This window comes from Paraburkholderia sacchari, from assembly GCF_000785435.2.
Taxonomy (GTDB): domain Bacteria; phylum Pseudomonadota; class Gammaproteobacteria; order Burkholderiales; family Burkholderiaceae; genus Paraburkholderia; species Paraburkholderia sacchari.
The window spans coordinates 300,896-322,947 of record NZ_JTDB02000006.1; the positions used below are offsets into that span (position 1 = coordinate 300,896).

A 22,052-nucleotide genomic window follows, 5' to 3' on the forward strand; every position below is an offset into this window, starting at 1 on the left:
TCCACCTCCGGTAAGTTACGTCTGGCTCGTTGCGTTTTTCAGGATCATGTCCGCCGCTTTTTCTGCAACCATGTAGATCGCGCTGGCCGGAAAGAAGCCCGGAATCTTCGGAAACACCGACGCGTCCACCACACGCAAGCGACGTACGCCGTGAACGGAAAGCGTGCTGTCGAGCACGCCTCCAGCCGATGGATCACCGATCGCGCAGGTGCACGACGCATGATGGCCCCATGCGTTGTCGCGCACGTAACCGGCAATCGCCGCTTCGTCCTGCACACCAGGACCTGGCAACTCCTCTTGTGCGATCAAGCCGCGCTCTGCAAGCGGCGCTGCCAATCCGCGCACGAATTTGACGGCCTCGACGACCGAACGCATATCGTCCCCGGAAGCATCGCTGCCTTCTTCGAAATAGTGAAAATCGACAAGTGGCATATCGAGCGGATTCGCGGAGCGCAGCCGCACCGTTCCCGCATTGTTGCGGGTGTGCGCCTTGAGGATGGTCCACGACAGGAAATCGTTGTGCTGCGCAAACCCCGATGAAAATCCCGGGTAATAGCCGATGAAACGCTCGACCAGCGCCATGCAGAAAATGTCCGGGGGCAACGAACGCGCCTTTGCGGAGCGCGCAATGGCAACCGCCGCGCCGTTGGTGATGTAAACGCCCTCACGCAGATCGGACCACGCGCGATAGGCCGGGTCGTTGGTCGTGAACTCCGCGCCCTTGAGCACTTCCCATGGTTGCGCCATGCGGCTGATCACCGCAATTTCATAGCGGTCCTGAAGATTGCTTCCCACCCCTTCGAGATCGACCCGAACGGGAATGCCATGCGCCTTAAGATGCTCCGCTGGACCGATGCCCGACAGCATCAATAGCTGCGGCGTATTGAATGCGCCGCCCGCCAGAATCACCTCGCGACGCGCACGCACTTCGCAGCGCGCACCCGGCGCGGCACTACATTCAGGATGCGCTTTATACAGACGTGCGCCCTTCAGATACTCCACGCCAACCGCAGCGCCGTTCTCGTCGAACAACACCCGCGTGGCGAGCGAATCGAGCGAGATTTTCAGGCGGGACGGAAATCGCTCCGCCACGTCCAGCACGCGCTCGCGCACGCCATGCCGTGCATGGTCGCGCGTGCTGAGCGGCGTATAGCACACACCCCGAAAACAGCGTCTGCCCCACAGTCGCGAATTCGGATCGCCCTGCCAGCGAACCAGGCCGAGCAGCGCATGCAAACGCCTTGGGATACTGCGCGCGGTGAGTTCCATCGCGCCGAAAACGACTCGCATCAGGTGGTCGTCGGCCAGCGCCTTCTTTGGCGTTGCATGCTCGGTGGTCAGCCAGCCGTCAAAACCATGCGCGGTCGGGTTGATGCCGAACCGGCGCGCGAGCGCCCAAAGTGGACGGTGGCGGCATTGCTCGAGCTTCTTGCCATACCGGCGCATGGCCGAGGCTCGCCAGGACCGGTCGCCGGTCAATTGCGCTATGCCGTCCCAGTCCGAGTCATGCGGATACACGAAAATCATCGCGTTGTGCGCAGTGCACCCGCCCACCGTTGCGGCACGCGGGTACAGCACGCCTTCGGGTGTACATTTCGGATCGCGCTGCTGCTGAGCGTCGGACGCATAGTGGCGCACGAAGAAGTTCCAGCTCATCGCCGGATTCTCCGAAGCGCACGCATGGAATGCCGGCACGTGATAATCCGCGGGCATCCGATCCGCCCCGCTCGCTGGCGCATCGCCTCCGGCCTCGATCAGCAACACCCGCATGCCCGCCTCCGCAAGCCGCGCGGCGAGCGTGCCGCCCCCCGCGCCGGAACCCACAATCACGTAATCCCATACCTCATCGTCTGGAGTGGACATAGCCTGTGGACCGTCGAGGTCTCTTGCTCAAAACGTTTTCAGGAATGCGATCAATGCTCGCTTGTCGTCATCGCTCAGGACCGGCTCTTTGCCGAAAGAGCGCTCGTCGACAGTCAGCCCGTTCTGGTCGTTGAACTCTGCAGTGCCGAAGTAGTGACCGCGATTCACGATGAAATCAGGACACTTGCTGAGCGCAAGCATCGGCTTCTCAAGGCCCGCGTACTTCTTGAGCAATTCCTCGTCGGTCGCGTTGTCCGGCATCGTCAGCAAACTCTTGCCGAGCTTGAATGCCATGTTCGTCAGTTGTCCGATATGCTGACCTACGACCAACGGATCGCTGCTTTCAGGCAACGGCCGGATGTTGGCCAGCAAATTGATCGGAACTTGTGCCGGAACCGGCCCAAGCGCGAGATCGCCAGTCTTCTGATCGAACAGTTTCGGGTCGATCCTTTGCAATGTGGACTGCAGCGACGCTGGCAGATAGCCCTTCGGTATCGTGATCTGGCTGCGCACCGTCGTCCGGTCGATGAGGCCCGGCACTTGGTCGCCCAGCACCGCATCGTGCTGCCGCTTTTCGGGCCACAGCATTTGTTCGATCGATGCGTTGAACACCTTCATGCGGCTCGCAACCGACGGATCGCTATCGAACTTCTCCAGCCCGACCGAGTTGTTGAGCAGGAACGGCGCGGTCGACCAGATGCTGATCAGCGAGGGAACCCGCGTATAGCCCCGGCCTCCGGCAGGCATGTGGTATTGCCACGGATTGCCGGAGAATGGATCGTTGAGCGTGACCGACCCGACCGAAGGCAGCGTCTTGTACGACTCCGATGAGAAGTTGTCCCAGATATTTCCACGAATTGCGTTGGTCGCAAGCGGACTGCAGATGTTGGTCCGCAATAACGTCACCGGAATTCGGGCGTCGCTCGACAGATAGTTTCCGTCGAGGAAGTCCGGCGCATTGACGACCTTGCGCATTTGCGTCTTGTATTCGTCCGTTTGCGTCCATTTCCAATAGCGTTTGAAGCACGCCATATAGGTTGGCCCGTTACAGTCGTGCAAATTGAGGCTGGCCGGCACCGGCGGCCCCTTGCTCGAATGGCAGCGCGCGCAGGTATCCGCGAACACGTTCTTGCCGCGCTGGAGCAGCGCCGCCCCATCGGTGGCGGATGCATCCGTGAGGTATTGCTTTCCTCCCGGCGCATCGGTCAAATGGTCGGGCTGCGACGCCGCAATCAGATACAGCGCCATATTGACCGTGCCCGCTTCCGTCACTTGCCAGTAGGTCGAATTCTTTCGCGCCACGGCAATCTGAATGGGCGAGATTGGCTTACCGCCAAAAACCGGGTTGAAATGCAGCAGCCATTCTTCGCTGAACAAGCCGATGTTCAGATACACGCGATTGAGCGCGCCCAGCACGCCTACCGAATCCGCGCCATCCTTGAGAACGCGCGGAGTCCACACGGTGTTGGGCGCATTAAAGAATTTTGTAAGCGGTCCGTCCGAAACAAAATCATTGAGTTGTTTGTTATCGAGTTCCCCGCCCGCGAGTTTTTCCTTCCCGATCTTTAGCGCCATTCCCAAGCGGGCATGAAGATCGTAAAGCGCATTCATCGTCCGGGGGTTGTTGATGTTGTCCGTCGACACGAGCGACGTATCCATCGTTCCGGGCCGCCACGTGTGTGTGAGCTGATACATGAAGTTCTGCTGCCCTTCAGGTTTTGCGGCGTTATGGATGAATAGCCGGTCCACCCACATGTACTGCGCCCCGACCGTGCCGCTCAGATCGGCCCATTGCGGATGCTCGGGATCGGCGCTCGGATGAATCGGGCTCGGGCCAATATGGCAAAACGCGCAAGTCATCCCCACACGGTAAGGACGAACGAGATTGGGATTGTTGTAATACGAGGGATCCTCATAGTAGCGGCGCGCGTCCCACGCCTTTTCGGCCTTCTCGTCGAAATCCGGGTTGGGAAACAGACGCAGGCCGACAATTCCCGTTGCATATCCATAGAAGGAGCCAACCGGCAGTGTTTTGCCGTCGCTAAACGTCGTGCCCCGCGCACCGGTCTTCACGCCCGGATATTTATCTTCATTCTCGAACGGGTCCTTCGGACACTTGTCGCCAACGGTACGTTGATCGAGCCATAAGCCAAAGCGCTGCGGATCGGGGGCCGTCGCCTTTTCGAAGCAAGGCTCGTTGATTACCCCCAGATAGCGCCAGCGGTCGTCCCGCGAATGCCCCTGGCCCGGCCAGGAACTGATCGACTTGATGATGTCGAACGCGCCGAATGTGTCTTTCGTCATTCTGTCCCAGAACCGGTCGTTACCCCCGCTCCAGACGAGCCACATATTGCGCCCTCTGACTTCTTCCGGACTCAGGGCGATACCCCGGTCCATCTCCTTGAAGTAGTCCTCGTCCGCTTGAGGAAACGACGCCGCATTGCGGCCCGCCTGTCTGGCTTCGTCCTGCACTTGACCGGATTGGGGCGCCGCACTCGCGCCCATGCTGAGTATCCCGAGGAGGACAAGTATCCATACATGTAATTGTCTTTGCCGATTCACGGTCGCCTCCTGTTTTGATGTTCTCGCCGGAATACACATTCGTGCGCCATCGCAAGCCGCCATTACGCGCCATAACGGCATGTATAGGAACCCTAGGAATCACCTTGGCCGAAGTCAAGCACCCTCTCCAGTTCGTCCGCCAACTTTTCCCACGCCTCCAGATCGACAAAATGTCCGACGCCTTCGAGCGGCCTCCAATCACCGTTGCATCCTGCATCACCGAAGCTCTTGCGCGCGACCAGCGCAGGCAAGGCGCCGTCCTTCATGCCCCAGATCACGGTAACGGGCACGCTGATCGGCGTGGCATACAGCCCATACAGTTTTCTGTGCCGCTCCGGCAAAAGGATGGTCAACACGATCTGCCGATAGTATTCGATCGGCCCATGCATATCGGCTGTGTTTGCAAAACGCGCGACGAGTTCATCAACGAGCTCAACGTCCATCGTCCCGGGCTGGCCCTGTCTGATCAGGAAAGTCCATTTCAAAATCTTTCTGCCAATCGCGGTGGTCATGAACCACTCGGGAAACCATGGAATCTGAAAGAACGGCACCCACGGAATACGAAACGGTTGCCAGTCATCGCATGTAACCACCGCACGCACGAGCGTTCGAGGGTGCGTGCAGTTGACTACAACCAACTTGCTTATCAAGCTCGAATAGCGATGTGCGAATATCCACCCCAACGCACCGCCCCAGTCATGCGAGACAAGCACACATTGGCGAATGCCCAAGACTTCTATCAACGCCTTGATGTCATCAGTAAGCGTAAAAACGTCGTAGCCGCTTTTCGGATAACTCGAACCCGGATACCCACGAAGATCGGGCGCATAGATTCGCGACCGTGGCAATAGATGCATGAGGTGACGCCAACTCATCCATCCTTCCGGGAATCCGTGAATGCACAGAACCGGCGCGGCGTTTTCCGGACCCGATACGGCCACATGAAACGTGACGCCATTTGCTTCGACAAGCCGATGAACAATATTCGCAGCCATGATTCAGCACTCGTTCAGCCCTCTGCGCCTGACTGGGAACCGGCGCAGCGTTGCAAACGACTGACCAGCATGGAGCCATCCTTGAGGGGCTTCTCGAGCAAATGACGCCCGATCAGGTAGCCGAGTTTCCGGTAGCTTTCGAACTGAGCCTCGTTGAACCATTGATCGACCGTGGACTGCTGCGGGAACGCAGGCTCGACAATGGCGTAGTTGCGCAGGTCCGAAGCGCACGCGTAAATCTCCTGCGTCAAAGTAGGCTTGATCAGAATGAGCCTGCCTTCGAACGCCGCCGCGTCAGGCGCGCTTCCCCCGAGGCCCGGATAACGAATCACCCCTTCCACCACGTGATTCGCGCTGAACGGCGGAGGATTGTCGCTAGATTCGCGCCGCAACGGATCGACATCAATGATGATATCCACGCCGAAATCGGCCGAGCACTTTCGTATCGCATCGGCAAGGTCGTCGAACTGCAAGGGCGCGTCCTCTCCGCAATCACAAAGAACAATGAGGCTGACGCGCCGCCGAACGAGTTCGTAAATGCCCAGATTGTCGAAGTGCCCGCCATCGGACAGATAGACATAGCGCGACGTGCTATCGGCGGCGCCAAAGAGCTCATTGAGGTATAGTGCTCCGCCGAACTCCGGGCTCGACCGCTTCGGCACATTGCGCGACGCAGGATTCGGGCACCAGCGGCCAAGCCGCACATTGAACAGCGTGAGCAGGAACGCGACGCCCGGATCGGTGTGGAAGCCGGAATTCGGACTGACCGCGGCGCCCGAGACCGCGACGGCACCGCCCAGCATCGGCCCGATATCGTCCAGTGGCCCGAAGGTATGCTTGCCCCGCATATATTGCGCGGTCTTCATGAAGCTCTTTTCGGAGTGACCGGGTTCCATCGCGCAGCGCAAGTGAAATCCGCAATAGAGCGGCGAGAAGAAGAACGACGCGGCCTTGCGCTGCTGCCACGCCAGATTCTCTCCGGACGTCATGTTCAGCGTCGTATTGATGATGTGATAAGGACGCTGGGCAAAATTGCGCTTCTCGTTGGCCGCAAGATGGCTGAGGGGAATATCATCGTCGATATCGAAACCGGTGAACGGGTGCGGATGCCGCGTTCCCATCGCTGCGCGTGATGCCCCCAGATAGCATCGCGTCAATCGATTCCGATAAAAATTGTAGAGCGAGAACAGATTGATATCGACGCGCCAGGCCAGCAACAAGCCAACAACAAGAAAGCAGAAAAATACCACCAGCACGGTATAGACTTTGAATCCGCGAAGTTCGATTTGATGTTCCGACTGTCGCGACAATTGAGTCGATACCTCGGCCACCGCCTGCGCGAAATCCGGCTTGGGAGCGTGCACTGCAGGGCTTTTCGGCGACGTTGACTGGTCCGCAGCGTGCGCAACCTGCACACTCATTTCAGCCGTGCCAACCGGAAGCAACCGGTACTCGCCGTACGAGATAATCACGGCCAAACCGATAATAAACACATACGGCACGATGACCAGTCCACGCTCCAGACATGACTTGCGCGAACCGTCCGTCTTCTTCGACGCTCCTGTGACCACACCCCAGAGCGATGCAACAAGCCACGCCGGTCCGCCCGCATAGGTCAGCCATGCATCGCCCCACAAGACAAGCGCCGAACCGTAGATTCCCGCGGTAAGGATTCCTCCGCCCCCGACCGTGACCGCAAGCAGCCATCCCCCATAACGCGCCCACCATTCATGCACGTCGTAATCGAAGATGCGGCCGACCAACCCCAGATGCAGCACGATGGTCAAGGCAAATACCTGCAAAATCATGAACGGTGCAATGGATACGGCAAACCATAACGCTTGCTCGTGGCCATGCGCATGAGCCACAGCACGTATCCCCTCATGCATGAGAGACAGCAGCACGCCGCCCGTTGCGCCCGCCAGCGAACCGGCGACCACGATGGCGATGCGCTTCGAAAGCGGCACTATGCGCCTCCTGCGCCGATGAACCTTACGAGTGCCTGCGTGTTGCTCCAGCCCGGAAGCCGGGTACCGGTCCTGTGCTGGCAGCACACATGCGACAACCGCATAGAACAGCGTGAAGAAAATCACCCAGCGCCCCATGTCCCACCCTGTAACAAGGCCTCCGCTGTTCGTCATTTCGATGGCCATAAGAAATGCCGCGAGAACGCCAGGCAGAATCACATATAGCAAAACAAACCCAGTCTTTGCACACGGACTCGTTTGATCGGCGCGCAGATTAAACACGATCCCGGCGACGCTCAGCGAAAGCAACAGCAGACCCAACGTTCCGGGAAGCCACAGACAGAATGCGCATTGAAGCAGCGTCTGTGCGGCGAGGAACACCACTCGCGGCGAAGACAGCACCACCACGATCGACGCAAGAAAGATCGCCTGAATCAACACAAGATTGCGAACGTATGCCGAGATCGCGGCCAGCGTGTCGGTGCTCAACAGGCCAACCCGTGGCGTCAGGTAATTGCTGTATTCGCGCAGGAAGCCTATTGACGCATCTTCCTCCGCTTTGGGGGGTCCCCCCGGCGAAGTGTTGGGACTCAGCACCGACTCGAGATCCGCAACGTTTCCATTGGGAAAGCGATGCAGCATTTGCGCGGAAAGCCAACTGCCGATATAGCCGCCGCCAGAGACGGTGGAAAGATAGTCGAACTCGCGCAATACCTTGCCTTCACAAAGAGCCTGGATCACGCCAAGACTAAAGGTCGCGCTTCGTATACCGCCCCCGGACAGCGCCAACCCCTTCAGGTGTAGTCGCTCGCTTTGCCGCAGTGCATCGGCTTCAGTGCCGGGCGCCCCTGGGCTGACTGGGGAACCACGTTCAATTGGATCGATTTGGCCTTTGCGCGCCTTCACGATTTCATTGAGTTCTTCATGAAGCACTTGCGCAAAATCGTGGGCGACGCTTTGCCTTCTCGACCCCGCCGAATTCCTTGCCTGGCTTTCCCCGGTGGACGGCGCGTTCATGGCGCTCCAAGACAGAATTAAATTCTGAAACGACGCGATGATTAGAAACAACAGGTTGGTGTATCAAGCCGTTTCTGGTTTAGCGAATCGGCCTGAATATCGCCTTCCTTCGATGCAACAGTAGTACGGAATTTTCGGGTGAACAACCCTACTTTCTTTCCCCCTCTTTTGGGGGGATGAGATGGGCGTGGCGAACGACGGGCTCGATTTGTTATCTTTAGTGCGTTGCTTGCGTCGTGCTCTGGTTGCACAGTTTTGGTCCGAGGGGGAGGTCAGACCGAATAGTGTTTGCGCCTCAAACAACAAACCCAGCTCAGAAGGCCGGGTTTGTTATTCCATGAAGCGCGATAGAAGTGATGCTAATTTTTCGCTAGTTTGTTAGCACTCCATCCGTTGATGCGGACCAGCTCAATGGCTTCTATTTGCACGACAACACCGCGACACCAGCGATGATATGTGCATTCGGTAACGTGTCTGAGAATCCCAGTGCCGGTCTCGCCGCCAATCTCGCCACCACCGAGACCGCCAATCAGCGCGCCGCCCGCAATGTGCAGTCCGGCGCGATTCGTCCCACCCTTATCCCACGACTTCGACTCGCCAACGGCCTTGTACACCTCCATATCTCCCGATGAGTGCCCGGAGACCGCCTGGTGTCCTGCGTCGTGGTGATACTCACATTGTGCGCGGCACTCAGCGACACATCGTTCGCGCTGACAATCGTGCTGACCGCCACGTTGATATCGGGGCCGCTCGCAATCGACACGCTATCCGCACAAACGAGGTTGCGTTGCGACAGGATTGCCGTCGAATTGTTCGAGCTGGCTGCCTCCTTGCCGCTCACCACATTGCTGTGACTATGCTGCTCCTGTATGTTCTCGACACCTGGCGGACGGCGTACTGTTGTACGCGACGGCGATCCGTTTGACTGCGAAGACGGTGGTCCAGTTGGCGAAGGACGTAGCTGGATTTATCGTCGAGAATATTGTCGACGAGAATAACGAGGCACCGCATGAGTGAGTGACGCTTATGGCGAAGCTTCAGCGCATTTGTGCCTGATATTTAGTGGCTTTGCGTATAGGTAAGCAATTCATCGACATATTTCGATCGGCGACCATTCACTTGAACGACCTCACCAGGCGCTGCCGCATTCTGTTCAGTTTGAGAGACGCACACGTTAAACTGGTCCTCCCGATCATCAATTTTGGAAAAGATCAACCCGTAACAGCTATGTTTGCCACGGGTGATGTATTTATCGGTAATACGATAAGTGGCAACATACGGGGCGCCCGTAATCTGGTTGATCGCATTGGCAACACCCATCGTTGCCAACAAGACAAGGATGGCTGAACAAATTGATCCAGTTATCCACGATTCGCGAGGTTCCATCTGACGCTCGTCCCTTGCATAGCGTGGCTTGTACCAGCTACCGACAAGAATCTTCTGGAGCCGCCATGCAACGAAAATACCCGCAACAATTGCAACGGGAGCGGCCAGTCGCCAGTAATCGTGGCTGATTCGGATTGCAAGCCCGGACGGCAAGCCGCAAGCGAGCGCAATTCCCGTCGCAATAACGAGTGAAATGGGACCGTATGTGCTGCGGCCGTTCGAGACGAACACGGACTCCTTGGATTGCATATAGGATCGATCCAGTAACTTCTCCAGGGACATCGCCACGCAATCATCGTAGCCTTTGCGTACCATCTTTTCAACGAGCAGGCCCTTGAACGCAGGGAATTCGTACACCTGTTTAATGTGGTCAAGAAAGACTGTGCATTATTGCCCGCCAGTCCTGAACGTTGACCCAGATTCGAATCTTCTACATCTATGCGCTCGCTACCATCACCCTTCCAAATATTCCTACTTGCAATCTGAGGCCCATTCCCGGCAGCGCGAATGTGAGATCGTGGCCAGCATTGAACTGCACTCCGGGCGCAGGCGCGAAGTCGCCCTGCAGGTTGATCGCCACGTCGTTCGCCGCGCTCACCGCGAGGTCGTGTGTCGCGCCGATCTGGCCATGGGTATTGTCTATCGCGCCCGTGGTCGCGACGGTCTATTTATCCCAGTCAAGATCATGCATCGCGCAAGAAACGTGTCGTGCCCAGACAACGCTCACCTCATTCGCGTTTCAGTCACCTCGCGCACAACGGAACTACTCCACGCGCTAGCGGTCTGGATTCCATGGCTACAGCGTAGTGGCATTGCCATTGCGATCCAGTTCGTAGACCTTATGATCCTGCAAGCGGCGCTTCAGCCATACACCCGCCTTGCCCAGCACGCGCGCTTTCGACCAGATCAGGTCGACTCCCACCAGCCAGTCGGTGTGGGGATACGCGGCCAGTTGCAGCTCCACGAACTCCCCTTCATCGAGCTCGCGCAGGATCAACTGGCGCGGCAGTGTCGTCCAGCCCAGTCCGGCGCGCGTCATTTCCAGCAGCGCAAGATAGCTTTCCGCCTGCCAGCTGCGCGCCGAGTCGAGATATTCCGTGCTGGGCAGCGTATTGTTGTGCGCGCTGAACACGAGGCGGCGATGCGAGCGCAACTCGGCAAAGCTCACACTCGCCTGGCGCGCCAGCGGATGATCGTGGCGCGCCACGTGGGCCAGAATCAGCTTGCCCATCTGCGAAAAGCCCAAGTCGCGCGGGTAATCCGGCTGTGCAAACGCCACGCCCAGATCCACCTCGCCCTTCAGCAGCAACTCGCTCACGTCGCCGTGAAAGGGATGGCGAATGTCGAGATCAACGGCGGGAAACTGTGCGGCGAAGTCCGTGATCGCCGGCATCAGCGCGTTGTACGGCACTTCGATCGCGAGCGTCAGTCGCGGCTCGACCAGCTCCCCCAGATCGTTGGCCTGCGACTCCAGATCGAGGCAACGCTCCAGCACCACCTCCACTTCGTTGAGCAGTTTGCGGCCCGCCGGCGTGAGCGCGGGCAGCTTGCTCGTGCGGTCGAACAGCGGCAAGCCCCAGTCCACTTCGAGATTGGCGATTGCCGTGCTGATGGTCGATTGCGTCTTGCCCAGGCTGCGCGCCGCCGCCGAGAACGAGCCGGTCTTGGCCACGCGGGCAAACATTTCAAGCTGGTCGAGCGAATAGCGCATTGCGCTTCCCTGATCTATTGAAAAAATCGATGGATATTCATTTGGTGGCCCCGCAAACGTGATGGATTATGACGTACCGGCCCGTGCCTGACCAGCCGCCCGGGACCAATGACAAAGGAGACAACTTCATGAGCAAGCGAAGCACTCATCCGGTTGACGAGATTCTGCCGCTGCGCCAACTCGCGAGCTACGGATTGCAGCACGTGCTGGTGATGTACGCGGGGGCTGTCGCCGTGCCGCTGATCCTCGGCAGCGCACTCGGCCTCACGCAGCAGCAGATGATCACGTTGATCAACGCCAACCTGCTGACATCGGGCATCGCCACGCTGATCCAGACAATCGGCATCTGGAAGTTCGGCGCGCGTCTGCCGCTGATCCAGGGCTGCTCGTTCATCGCCATCGCGCCGATGATCATGATCGGCAAGCAATACGGGATCGCCTGCGTGTTCGGCTCCGTGATCGCGGCCGGCGCGCTCACCGTGCTCATCGCGCCGGTATTCAGCCGCTTGCTGCGCTTCTTTCCGCCTGTGGTGATCGGCAGCCTCATTACGATTATCGGCGTTTCTCTGATGCCGGCGGCCGCGATCTGGCTCGGCGGCGGCAACCCCGACGCGCCCGGCTTCGGCTCCGCCGCGAATCTGCTGCTCGGCTTCGCCACCGTGGGCATCACGCTGTTCGTTTATGCGCGCTTCAAGGGCTTTATCGGCAATCTTTCGGTGCTGATCGGGTTGATCGTGGGCACGATTATCGCAGCCGCGTGCGGCATGACGAGCTTCGCGCATGTGGGCGACGCCGCCTGGTTCGAGATCAGCGCGCCGTTCGCGTTCGGCATGCCGCGCTTCGCGGTGACGCCCACGCTCGTGATGGCGCTGGCCATGCTGGTCATCATGGCGGAGACCACCGGCAACGTGTTGGCCATCGGCACCATCATCGGGCGGCCGTCCTCGCAGCAGACGCTCGGCAACGCGTTTCGCGCCGACGGCCTCTCGACCATGCTCGGCGGCCTTTTCAACAGCTTCCCGTATAACGCGTTCACGCAGAACACCGGCCTCATCGCGCTTTCGAATGTGAAGAGCCGCTACGTGGTGGCGTCCGCCGGCGTCATCATGGTGCTGATGGGGCTCTTTCCGAAACTCGGCGCGCTGATTGCCTCGGTGCCGCGTCCGGTGCTCGGCGGCTGCGCGATCGTGATGTTCGGCATGACGACCGTGGCCGGCATTCAGGAACTTTCGCGCGTGAAATTCGACGGCACGCGCAACGCGATCATCGTTGCGGTGTCGGTGAGCGTAGGCGTATTGCCGATGTCGTTCCCCACGCTGTTCGCCCAGATTCACGGCCCCGTCAAGTTGATTCTCGACAGCGGCATCTTCCTCGGCGCGATTACCGCCATCGTGCTCAACGTGCTGCTCAACCGCGACAAGCAGGAAGGCGGCGCGCACGAAAGCACGCCTGCATTAGCCGGCAACGCCGGCACCGAAGCCCGTTGAACGCAGCACCGCTATTTTCTTGACCTAACTTTTCACACGACGTTTCACCCAACACAACGGACAAAATCAAATGAACGCCAATACGGATCTCGCCCCCGCCCAACTCGCCGAACGCGACCTCGCCCTGCTGCGCAAAGCCATCGAACTGGCCGACGAATCGCGGCGCAACGGCCGCCATCCGTTCGCGGCACTCGTGGCCGACGAGGACGGCAACATCGTGGCGTCCGCCGGCAACAACTCGATGCCGCCGCAAGGCGATCCCACCCAGCACGCAGAGCTTGCCGCAGCCGCCCAGGCCGCGCGCATTCTCTCGCCGGAGCAGCTCGCGCGCTGCACGCTCTATACGAGCGCGGAGCCCTGCTGCATGTGCGCAGGCGCCATCTACTGGTGCAACATCGGGCGCGTGGTGTATGCGCTTTCCGAACACCGCCTGCTCTCGCTCACCGGCGACCACCCCGAGAACCCGACGTTCTCGCTGCCGTGCCGCGAGGTGTTCACGCGCGGCCAGCGCCATATCGACGTGGTCGGCCCGCTGATCGAAGACGAAGCCGCTTGCTCGCATCATGGCTTCTGGAAGTAAGGGCGCGGGTTTTTTGCACGCGTTCCGGTCGACTCTTGTCGAAATCGGAATCGGCGGAATGCACTTCAGCGAAAACCCTACTTAACCGACCTTCGGCGATTGTCTATGTTGTCTACCCAACCGGCGGATTGAACAGACTTTGCCGAAGGTGCGGCGAGCTTTCACGGCGGCCCTCAATGTCGATACTGGAGACTCAAAGGCTATGAAAAAGCTTGCCCTGTTCATGGCGATCCTCGCGATCGCAACCTCCTCGTTCGCGAAGGACTGGTCCACCATCCGATTCGGCGTCGATGCGAGTTATCCGCCATTTGAATCGAAGGCCGCAGACGGCAAACTGGTGGGTTTCGACATCGACCTCGGCAACGAGATCTGCAAACGTCTGAACGCCAAATGCGTCTGGATCGAGCAGGAATTCGACGGCATGATTCCGGCGCTCAAGGCGAAGAAGTTCGACGGCGTGCTCTCGTCGATGTCGATGACGCCGCAGCGCCAGGAGCAGATCGCGTTCTCGTCGAAGCTGTTCAACACGCCTACGCGCCTCGTCGCCAAGAAGGGCACCAACCTGCTGCCCACGGCCGAGTCGCTCAAGGGCAAGTCGGTGGGCGTCGAGCAGGGCACGATCCAGGAAACCTACGCGAAGACGAACTGGGCGCCCAAGGGCGTGAACGTGGTGCCCTACCAGAACCAGGACCAGGTCTATGCCGACCTGCTCTCGGGTCGTCTTGACGGCGCGCTCCAGGACGCGGTGCAGGCCGATATCGGCTTCCTGAAGACGCCGCGCGGCGCGGGCTACGAGTTCGCGGGCAAGGAGATTCCCTCGGACGGCGCCGGCATCGGCCTGCGCAAGGAAGACACCGACTTGAAGGCGAAGATCGACAAGGCCATCGCCGACATGCTCAAGGACGGCACGTACAAGAAGATCGAAGCGAAGTACTTCGACTTCGACGTGTACGGCAGCAGCAACTAAGCCCTCAACAAGCTGTCACGAAAGCCCAGGCCATCCGGTCTGGGCTTTTTTGTTTGCGATACCGCATGCGATGTTATCTATACATTAGCGCCGCGTGGCATGCTCCCGCATTGCGTTCATGCTCTCCAACGCTGCGGCGATGCGCTCGACAACGGGCCTCCAATCGCCCGGCCGAGGCTGCCGGAACAACGTGACACTGTCATACCATCGTTGTTCCTCGGCCGTTCCCCAAGCCCACTGTGAAACATGGTCCAGCATCGCATACACGGGCACGCCAAGCGCGCCACCCAGGTGCAGCGGCGCGCTATCTATGGTTACCACTGCGTCGAGTGCGCTGACATGCGCAGCGACATCGTCGAACCCATACCGATAATCGCCGGTCAGGTCGCAGTGAGGCAGGCTCGCAGGCAGCGGTGGACCTGCTGGCGTAAGCGGGTGAAAAACCACGCCGGGAAGCGCAAATATCGGTGCAAGCTGCGCCAGCGTCATCGAGCGTTGCGCATCGCGTCGGTGCGCGGGATCCCCACGCCATACCAGTCCAATCTGCAGCGCCTCGGTCCGCGGCGTGCGCTCGCGAACGTGAGATTTCCATGCCGCAGCGCGGGACGAATCCGCGCTCAAATAACGCTTCCCGTCGACCTGTCCGGGTTTTAGACGAAGCGCAAAAGGAACACTCATCATCGGCAGGCAATAATCCGGCTTGCCGTGCAGTGCGTATGCACCCGTCTCGATCTCGATGCACGTCTGGTAATGGCGAGCAAACAAGGGATGCAAGGACCGCCGGCATGCCAGAACCATCTGGCCGCCTTCATCGCGTACACGTGCCGCGAGTGCCGGAATAAAGCGCATCATCTGAATATCGTCGCCGTTGCCTTGCTCACTAAAAACCAGCAACGTTCGACCTTCCAGACGTTGGCCGTTCCAGCGCGGAGCGACGCGCGACATAATGGACACGACGCTATTGTGCGCGCGATCCGTTCGGGCCAGTCGCGCTTCGTAGCGCGCCCAACCGCGATGCCAGTCACCCTTGCGCAATTCCAGTTCCGCAAGATCCACGGCAGGTGTGGTTGCCGACGGAACCAGCTTGAGCGCGCGCTCGTAGAGCCGGCGCGCAGCGCCATAACGACCTTGCTCCGCGACGAATTGTGCCAGCGCGGCGGCGACGTTGGCATTCCCGGGTATGGCTGCGTCGGCAATGCGCATGGTCCTTTCCGCGCTTACCGGGTCGTGCCGCCGCCATTGTGCGCAAGCCAATTGCCACGCAATCTCTACGTCACCCGGGTTATGGACAAAATGAGGAAGACACAACCTCTCGACCGATTCCCAATCGCCAGCAAAGCGTCGTTCCAGGACGATTTGGAGCAACGATGCCGCATTTCCGGCTGATCCACCCAATGTGGTTGCACCCGCAAGCCGGATATCAGCACGGGTAGCTTGTGAAAAGGGTTTATTCATTTGATCATCCATAGGAAATCCGCACCATGCGTAGCCTCATTGGAAAATCTTGAGCGAGATATTTCTCTTCTGATACACGAAAATTCTTAAAAGCACTCGTACTGCAACGGCGGCGGCATGGAAGTCCGACGCCATTTGTGCCTGCGTCGGCACGCTGCTCCGCGAAGCGGGCAGCAGGAGCCAAAACTGCTGTGCGATAGAGACGCATCGCGTGCTGCGGCATCGCAATGCGTCCCGGATATGTGCGGCAAGTCGATCGGGAGGGTCAGAGTCGATGGATCGGCGTCATTTCCTCAAATCGTCGGCATTCTTCACGATTGCGGCGGCCACCGGCGCGCGCACCGCTTCGCGCCCGGCGCTCCCCGCCGGTGCCGCAAGCAATAGCCTCAACCGCTTTGGCCTCTACCGCTTCGCGCAGGGCGTCGCCAGCGGCGATCCGCGCGCGCGCTCCATCGTGTTCTGGACACGGTGCGTACCCGCGCCCGCGGACGAACAGCACCACGCAAAGCGCGCCATGCGCGCGGTCCCGCTGCGACTCGAAGTGTCGACGCAGCCGGACTTCTCCGCACTCATCGCCAATGTGCCACTCTCGGCATCGCCCGACTACGACTTCACCGTGCGCACCAAGGTCACGGCGCTCTCGCCGAACACGACCTATCACTATCGATTCATCGCCGACGACGACATGAGCGCCAGCGGCGTTGCGCGCACGGCCCCCGATGAAAACGAAGCCAACGACCTGATTCGCTTCGCGTGGATCAATTGCCAGGACTGGGGCGTCAATCACTGGCAAGCCATGACGCTGCTCGCAGACGAAAGCGATCTCGCCTTTGTCGTGCATGTCGGCGACTATATCTATGAAACAGTCGGGGGCCCGCGAAGCGATGCGGTCGAGACGGCGCATCCGGCGCTGAAACTACCCGATGCGAAGCGGCTCGCAGACGGCACGCTCTATGCCGATTCGCTCGAAGACTATCGCACGCTCTATCGCACCTATCGTTCCGATCCGCGCTTGCAAACGCTGCACCAGCGCCTGCCGATGATCGCGGTATGGGACGACCACGAATTCTCCGACGATTGCTGGCAGGATCATCAGGTCTACACCAACGAGGAAAGGCAGGTGACCAGACGCCGCCGCAACGCCAATCGCGCGTGGGCGGAGTACATGCCAGTGGACTGGAGCGACGTGCGCTTCGAGCCGGACAACCCGTCGTTCATGAACATCCGCATCTACCGCGATTTTCGGTTCGGAATGCTAATGCATCTCGTGATGACGGACGAGCGCCTCTATCGCGACGATCATGTCGTAAGCGAAGCGGCAATTGCCCACGCGCACTTGCACGACCCGGTGCACGGCAACGACGCCGCCGGCTCGCGCTACTTCGTCCAGCAGAACGTCCTCCAGCGCTTCGAAACGTGGGATACCCGGCACCTCGGCCGCGCGCCATCGATACTCGGCCCGGAGCAGACGCAGTGGTGGAAGGACACCATGAGGCGCTCGCCGGCGGTGTGGAAGGTGTGGGGCAACGAGGTGATGCTGAATCGCCTGTGGGCTGTGATGCCGGGTGCGCCAAAGGATCCGGCCGCGCGCCTCGTGATCGACTGCGATTCATGGGACGGCTATCCGGCGCACAAACACGACCTGCTCTCCTGGTTGAAGGAACAGGGCATCCATAACGCAGTATCCATCTCGGGAGATCTCCATGCGTTTCAGTGCGGCGTCGTGCGCGACGACCCGGACCCCGTAAGGGGAACGCCCGTGATCGTCGACTTCGTGTGCGCCGGAATCAGCAGCACGTCTTTCTATGCCTACGTCAAGGCGGGCTGGTCCGGCACGCCGTTCGCGTCGCTGGCAACCACGCCGGCCAGACTCGACGCCTTCCTGAAGACGAACAATCCGGACCTGTGCCACGCCGACCACGATGCGCATGGCTACGCGTCGGTCACCGTGACGCCCGAGCATTTCTCCGTGGTGTTCAACAAGATGAAGCCCTTGAACCCGGACGGCACCGCGCCCGCGGATGCCCTGCTCGATCGCACGCGGCTGACCGTGCCGAGGGACGCGGTCGAAGTGCGCGTCGAGCGCTTATAGATCCCGGCCGCTTTTTCTCCGCATAGTTAGCGGCGTTCCGCTTCACGCGCCGATGCGCATCTCCATCTGCGCGAACGCCTCGCGCAACATCGCGCAAAATGCCTCGCCGGGCATCGAGAGCGCCTGCGAGACGGGCGTCGCCAGATAGAAGTGATCACGCACCTGCGGCTCGAACGGCTTGACGATCACGCGCTGGTCCGCATAAGCAGCCGTGACCGGATCGATCAGCGCCACGCCCGCGCCGTTCGCCACGAACGCCACGATCGTCTTCGATAGCTGTGCCTCGATCGACATCGAGCGCGTCACGCCCGCCTCCACGAACACCCGGTCGATCGCGCTGCGCGCCTCGAAACTCGGCGGGAACGAGATGAACGGTTCGCCGCGCAAGTCGGCGGGCCGCACGAAGCGCTTGCGCGCGAGCCGGTGCTGGCGCGGCAGGATGCAGCGCATGGCCGCTTCCGCCAGCCGCTCGCTGCGGATCGCGGGATGCGGAACGGGCTCGGCAATCAGCCCGATATCGCACTGGCCCGAGGCCACCTTGTCGACCACCGTGGACGCGCTGTGCGCGAGCAGCGTGACGTCGATGCCGGGATGCTCGCGCGTAAAGCGCGTGACGATCTCGGGCAGCAGGTCGAGCGCCACGGCGGGCGAGCCCGCCACGCGCAGCGTGCCCAGCCGCATCGCGCGGATCTGCTCGGCCGCCTGCGCCACGCGATCGAGCCCGACGAACGCGCGCTCGACCTCCTCATACAGCACACGCGCCTGAGCGGTGGGCACGAAGCGGCCCGGCTGCCGCTCGAACAGCGTGAAGCCGATCCGGTCTTCGAGGTCGGCTATGAGCCGGCTGACCGCCGGCTGCGAGATATGAAGCTCTTGCGCGGCGCGCGTCACCGTGTGGCGTTGCATCACCGCTCGAAAGGCTTCGATCTGGCGGATTCTGAGCGAAGGCGCGTTCATAACATTGGATTATGGGTAACTGAACAAGCTGTATTGGACGGCTCATTTTGCCCGCCGCAAGATCCAATCTGCAACGAAAAACATGCAAGGAACCGGATCGCCATGGCATATAACACCCAAACCCCGCCCAAGCCGCCCCGGAGCGGTGCGTGAGCGCACGCGGGACACGCAGCTTCGACGTCGTCGTGGCCGGTGGCGGCCTGGTCGGCATGGCCATCGCCTGGGGCGTCACGCGTCTGGGCCTGCGCGTGGCCGTCTGCGACGGCGAGGACATCGCCTTTCGCGCGGCGCGCGGCAACTTCGGGCTCGTCTGGGTGCAGGGCAAGGGCGGGCGCTGCCTGCCCTACGCGCGCTGGTCGCGCCAATCTTCCGAACGCTGGAGCGCGTTCGCCGGCCAGCTGCAACGCGAAACCGGCGTGAACTGCGGCTTCGAGCGCCCCGGCGGCATTGAGCTTTTCGAGCACGAGACAGAACTCGAAAGCGCGACCGCGCTGCTCGAATCGCTGCGCCGCCAGGATGCGGCGCTCACCTATGAAGTGCTGAACCCGGTTGCATTACGCAGGCGCATTCCGGCTGCGTCTGCGGCGCTTGCGGGCGCACTCTGGTCGCCGAACGACGGTCACGCGAATCCGCTTTACACGCTGCGCGCGATGCTCGAAGCCTTCCTCGCCTGCGGTGGCGTCTACCTGCCGCGCAACGAGGTGCGCGAGGTCCGTCCGCGCGCGGGCCGCTTCGAGATCGACACGCCCTCGGGTCTGCTCGAAGCGGAGCGCGTGGTGCTCGCGGCCGGTTTCGACAACGCGCGGCTAGCGCCGATGGTCGGCGTGCACGCGCCCATCTCGCCGCTGCGCGGCCAGATCATGGTCACGGAGCGGCTCGCGCCGTTTCTCGCCTATCCCACGCTGGTGGTCCGGCAAACCCCGGAAGGCTCCGTGTTGCTAGGCGACTCGGCCGAGGACGTCGGCTTCGACGACGGTCAGACGCGCTCGGCCATGGTCGATATCGCGCGCCGCGCGCGCACCGCGTTTCCGGCGCTCGCGCACGCGCGCATCGTGCGCTCGTGGGGCGCGCTGCGCATCATGACGCCGGACGGGCTGCCCGTTTATGAAGAATCGCGCAGCCATCCGGGCGCGTTCGTCGCGATCTGCCACAGCGGCGTGACGCTGGCCGCCGCGCACGCCGACCTCGTCGCGCCCTGGATCGCCGGCGGCGCGGCGCCCGCCGAACTCGAAGCCTTCACCACAGCGCGCTTCGCCGCGCCCAAGGTTGCACCCCATGTTTGAACTCATCGCCCCCGCCGCAGCAAACGATGCGCGCGTGCACATCCATATCGACGGCATGCTTCACGACGTGCCCGCGCATTACAGCGTCGCCGCCGCGATGCTCGCGAACGGCGCCACCGCCTGCCGCGCGACCGCGGTGAGCGGCGCACCGCGCGGACCCTTCTGCATGATGGGTGTCTGCTACGACTGCCTCGTCGAAATCGACGGCGTGCCCAACGTCCAGGCCTGCATGACTCAGGTGCGCAGCGGCATGCAAGTCCGCGCGATGAACGGCAAGGCGGAGCTGCCATGACGCGCCGCCAATGCGATTTGCTGATCGTCGGCGCGGGCCCCGCCGGCATGGCCGCCGCCATCGCGGCGCGTACGGCCGGACTCGCCGTCACCGTGGCCGATGAAGGCCCCTCGCCGGGCGGCCAGATTTATCGGAATCTCACCGCAGCGCCGGCACGGATAGCCCAGTGGCTCGGCAAGGACTACGAAGCGGGCCGCCCGCTCGTCGCTGGCCTGCTCGCGAGCGGCGTGCAGTATCTGCCGCGCAGCGTCGTCTGGCAGATCGCCTTCGAGCCGGAAGCGGTTGCGATGCTCACGCAAGGCGCGCCCGAGGGCGGCACGCTGGAAGTCGGCGCTCGGGCCGTCCTGATCGCAACGGGCGCGCAGGAAAGGCCGTGGCCCGTACGCGGCTGGACCCTGCCCGGCGTGATGGGCGTGGGCGCTGCGCAAACGCTGCTGAAGTCCGCGGGCCTCGCGCCCGGCGACGACACCGTGATCGCGGGCAGCGGTCCGTTGCTCTGGCTGTTTGCCGCGCAACTGCTGAACGCGGGGCGACGCGTGCGTGCGCTGGTCGACACGACGCCGCGCGACGCCTGGCGTCGCGCCCTGCCGCATGCCCTGCCCGCGCTGCGCGGCGCGGACTATCTGCTCAAGGGATGGCGCATGCTGCGCGCGGTGCGCAGCGCCGGCATCCCCATGTACAGCGGCGCGAGCGGCGTGACGATCGAAGGCAACGGCCGTGCCGAACGCATTCGCTTTTGCGACGCCAGCGGCGTTGAGCACACGCTGGAGAGTTCGCTCGTGCTGCTTCATCAAGGCGTGATTCCGTCGACGCAACTCGCCCGCTCGCTGGGTTGCGTACATGAATGGGACACGCACGCGGCCTGCTGGCGCCCGCAACGCGACAGTCGTGGCCGCAGCAGCGTGCCAGGCGTCTGGATCGCCGGCGATAGCGCGGGCATTGGCGGCGCGCAGGCTGCGGCGCTGGCCGGCGAAATCGCCGCGCTCGACATCGCCGCCGCGCTCGGCCGGCTCGACGCATCAACTCAGGCCGCGCGCGAACGCCCCGTACAGCGTGCGCTGCGTCGCCATCTGGCCGTGCGCCCGCTGCTCGACGCGCTTTACACACCGCCGGCCACGCATCGCATTCCGGATAACGAAACAATTGTCTGCCGCTGCGAGGAAATCACGGCCGGAGAAATTCGCGAACTCGCCAGGCTGGGCTGCCAGGGGCCGAACCAGATGAAGGCGTTTACGCGCTGCGGCATGGGCCCGTGCCAGGGCCGGTGGTGCGGCACGACAGTGGGCGAACTGATTGCGGAAGTCCAGCAGCGCGAAGTCGCCGATGTGGGCCACTACCGCATACGCGCACCGATCAAGCCGATTAGCGTGGGCGAAATGGCCGACGCCCTCGAACTCGCGGACGACTTCCGGCGCGGCGACTTTCCAAGTTGATTCGC

At 61.4% G+C, this 22,052-nt stretch carries 16 protein-coding genes; 7 read left to right on the forward strand and 9 right to left on the reverse strand.

The annotated features are described in order from the left end of the window. Positions 1-15: 15 nt before the first annotated feature. The 7 genes from NH14_RS21740 to NH14_RS21770 form a co-directional block, all read right to left on the reverse strand. A complete protein-coding gene (locus NH14_RS21740; RefSeq protein ID WP_035528545.1) occupies positions 16-1,863 on the reverse strand; it encodes a GMC family oxidoreductase in 1,848 nt (615 codons plus the stop codon). Between the two features lie 27 nt (positions 1,864-1,890). Beyond that, entirely contained in the window at positions 1,891-4,425 is a 2,535-nt protein-coding gene (locus tag NH14_RS21745) for a hypothetical protein (protein ID WP_035528543.1), read from the reverse strand. A gap of 92 nt (positions 4,426-4,517) precedes the next feature. Next, on the reverse strand, positions 4,518-5,420 hold the full coding sequence (locus NH14_RS21750; protein ID WP_035528541.1) for an alpha/beta fold hydrolase: 903 nt from the start codon (positions 5,418-5,420) through the stop codon (positions 4,518-4,520). A 14-nt stretch (positions 5,421-5,434) separates the two neighbouring features. Continuing rightward, the gene (locus NH14_RS21755) at positions 5,435-8,404 is read right to left on the reverse strand and encodes a patatin-like phospholipase family protein (RefSeq protein WP_084225589.1); all 2,970 of its coding nucleotides are present in this window, start codon (positions 8,402-8,404) and stop codon (positions 5,435-5,437) included. A gap of 359 nt (positions 8,405-8,763) precedes the next feature. Further along, positions 8,764-9,018: a hypothetical protein gene (locus NH14_RS21760; RefSeq protein WP_152617179.1), complete on the reverse strand. Its 255-nt coding sequence runs from the start codon at positions 9,016-9,018 to the stop codon at positions 8,764-8,766. Positions 9,019-9,463: 445 nt separating this feature from the next. Next, complete coding sequence (locus NH14_RS21765; protein ID WP_035528534.1) at positions 9,464-10,147, reverse strand: hypothetical protein; 684 nt, start codon at positions 10,145-10,147, stop codon at positions 9,464-9,466. 439 nt (positions 10,148-10,586) lie between these two features. Then, positions 10,587-11,501 (reverse strand): LysR family transcriptional regulator, encoded by a 915-nt coding sequence (locus NH14_RS21770; protein ID WP_035528531.1) that lies wholly within the window; start codon positions 11,499-11,501, stop codon positions 10,587-10,589. A 128-nt stretch (positions 11,502-11,629) separates the two neighbouring features. Between NH14_RS21770 and NH14_RS21775 the strand changes: the two genes are divergently transcribed. From NH14_RS21775 to NH14_RS21785, 3 genes are all read left to right on the forward strand, one after another. After that, complete coding sequence (locus NH14_RS21775) at positions 11,630-12,988, forward strand: nucleobase:cation symporter-2 family protein (RefSeq protein WP_052148145.1); 1,359 nt, start codon at positions 11,630-11,632, stop codon at positions 12,986-12,988. 70 nt (positions 12,989-13,058) lie between these two features. Further along, positions 13,059-13,568: a nucleoside deaminase gene (locus tag NH14_RS21780; RefSeq protein WP_035528528.1), complete on the forward strand. Its 510-nt coding sequence runs from the start codon at positions 13,059-13,061 to the stop codon at positions 13,566-13,568. A 202-nt stretch (positions 13,569-13,770) separates the two neighbouring features. Further along, on the forward strand, positions 13,771-14,535 hold the full coding sequence (locus tag NH14_RS21785) for an ABC transporter substrate-binding protein (protein ID WP_035528525.1): 765 nt from the start codon (positions 13,771-13,773) through the stop codon (positions 14,533-14,535). Between the two features lie 84 nt (positions 14,536-14,619). On the opposite strand, the gene NH14_RS21790 is transcribed toward NH14_RS21785, so the two are convergent. Next, positions 14,620-16,002, reverse strand: coding sequence for a tetratricopeptide repeat protein (locus tag NH14_RS21790; RefSeq protein WP_152617178.1), 1,383 nt, complete (start codon positions 16,000-16,002; stop codon positions 14,620-14,622). Positions 16,003-16,264: 262 nt separating this feature from the next. Between NH14_RS21790 and NH14_RS21795 the strand changes: the two genes are divergently transcribed. Beyond that, positions 16,265-18,082: an alkaline phosphatase D family protein gene (locus tag NH14_RS21795; protein ID WP_035528522.1), complete on the forward strand. Its 1,818-nt coding sequence runs from the start codon at positions 16,265-16,267 to the stop codon at positions 18,080-18,082. Positions 18,083-18,124: 42 nt separating this feature from the next. Here NH14_RS21795 and NH14_RS21800 read toward each other — a convergent pair whose 3' ends face one another. Further along, the gene (locus NH14_RS21800) at positions 18,125-19,039 is read right to left on the reverse strand and encodes a LysR substrate-binding domain-containing protein (RefSeq protein WP_035528520.1); all 915 of its coding nucleotides are present in this window, start codon (positions 19,037-19,039) and stop codon (positions 18,125-18,127) included. Positions 19,040-19,188: 149 nt separating this feature from the next. On the opposite strand from NH14_RS21800, the gene NH14_RS21805 reads away from it, so the two are divergent. The 3 genes from NH14_RS21805 to NH14_RS21815 are packed head-to-tail and all read left to right on the forward strand — an operon-like array spanning position 19,189 to position 22,047. Continuing rightward, the gene (locus NH14_RS21805) at positions 19,189-20,322 is read left to right on the forward strand and encodes an NAD(P)/FAD-dependent oxidoreductase (protein ID WP_035528517.1); all 1,134 of its coding nucleotides are present in this window, start codon (positions 19,189-19,191) and stop codon (positions 20,320-20,322) included. After that, positions 20,315-20,614 (forward strand): (2Fe-2S)-binding protein, encoded by a 300-nt coding sequence (locus NH14_RS21810; RefSeq protein WP_035528512.1) that lies wholly within the window; start codon positions 20,315-20,317, stop codon positions 20,612-20,614. The genes NH14_RS21805 and NH14_RS21810 overlap by 8 nt, the downstream gene beginning before the upstream one ends. Then, positions 20,611-22,047 carry an FAD/NAD(P)-dependent oxidoreductase gene (locus NH14_RS21815; RefSeq protein WP_035528509.1) on the forward strand — a complete coding sequence of 479 codons (1,437 nt, stop codon included), beginning with the start codon at positions 20,611-20,613 and terminating at the stop codon, positions 22,045-22,047. The genes NH14_RS21810 and NH14_RS21815 overlap by 4 nt, the downstream gene beginning before the upstream one ends. The last annotated feature ends 5 nt before the right edge of the window (positions 22,048-22,052 follow it).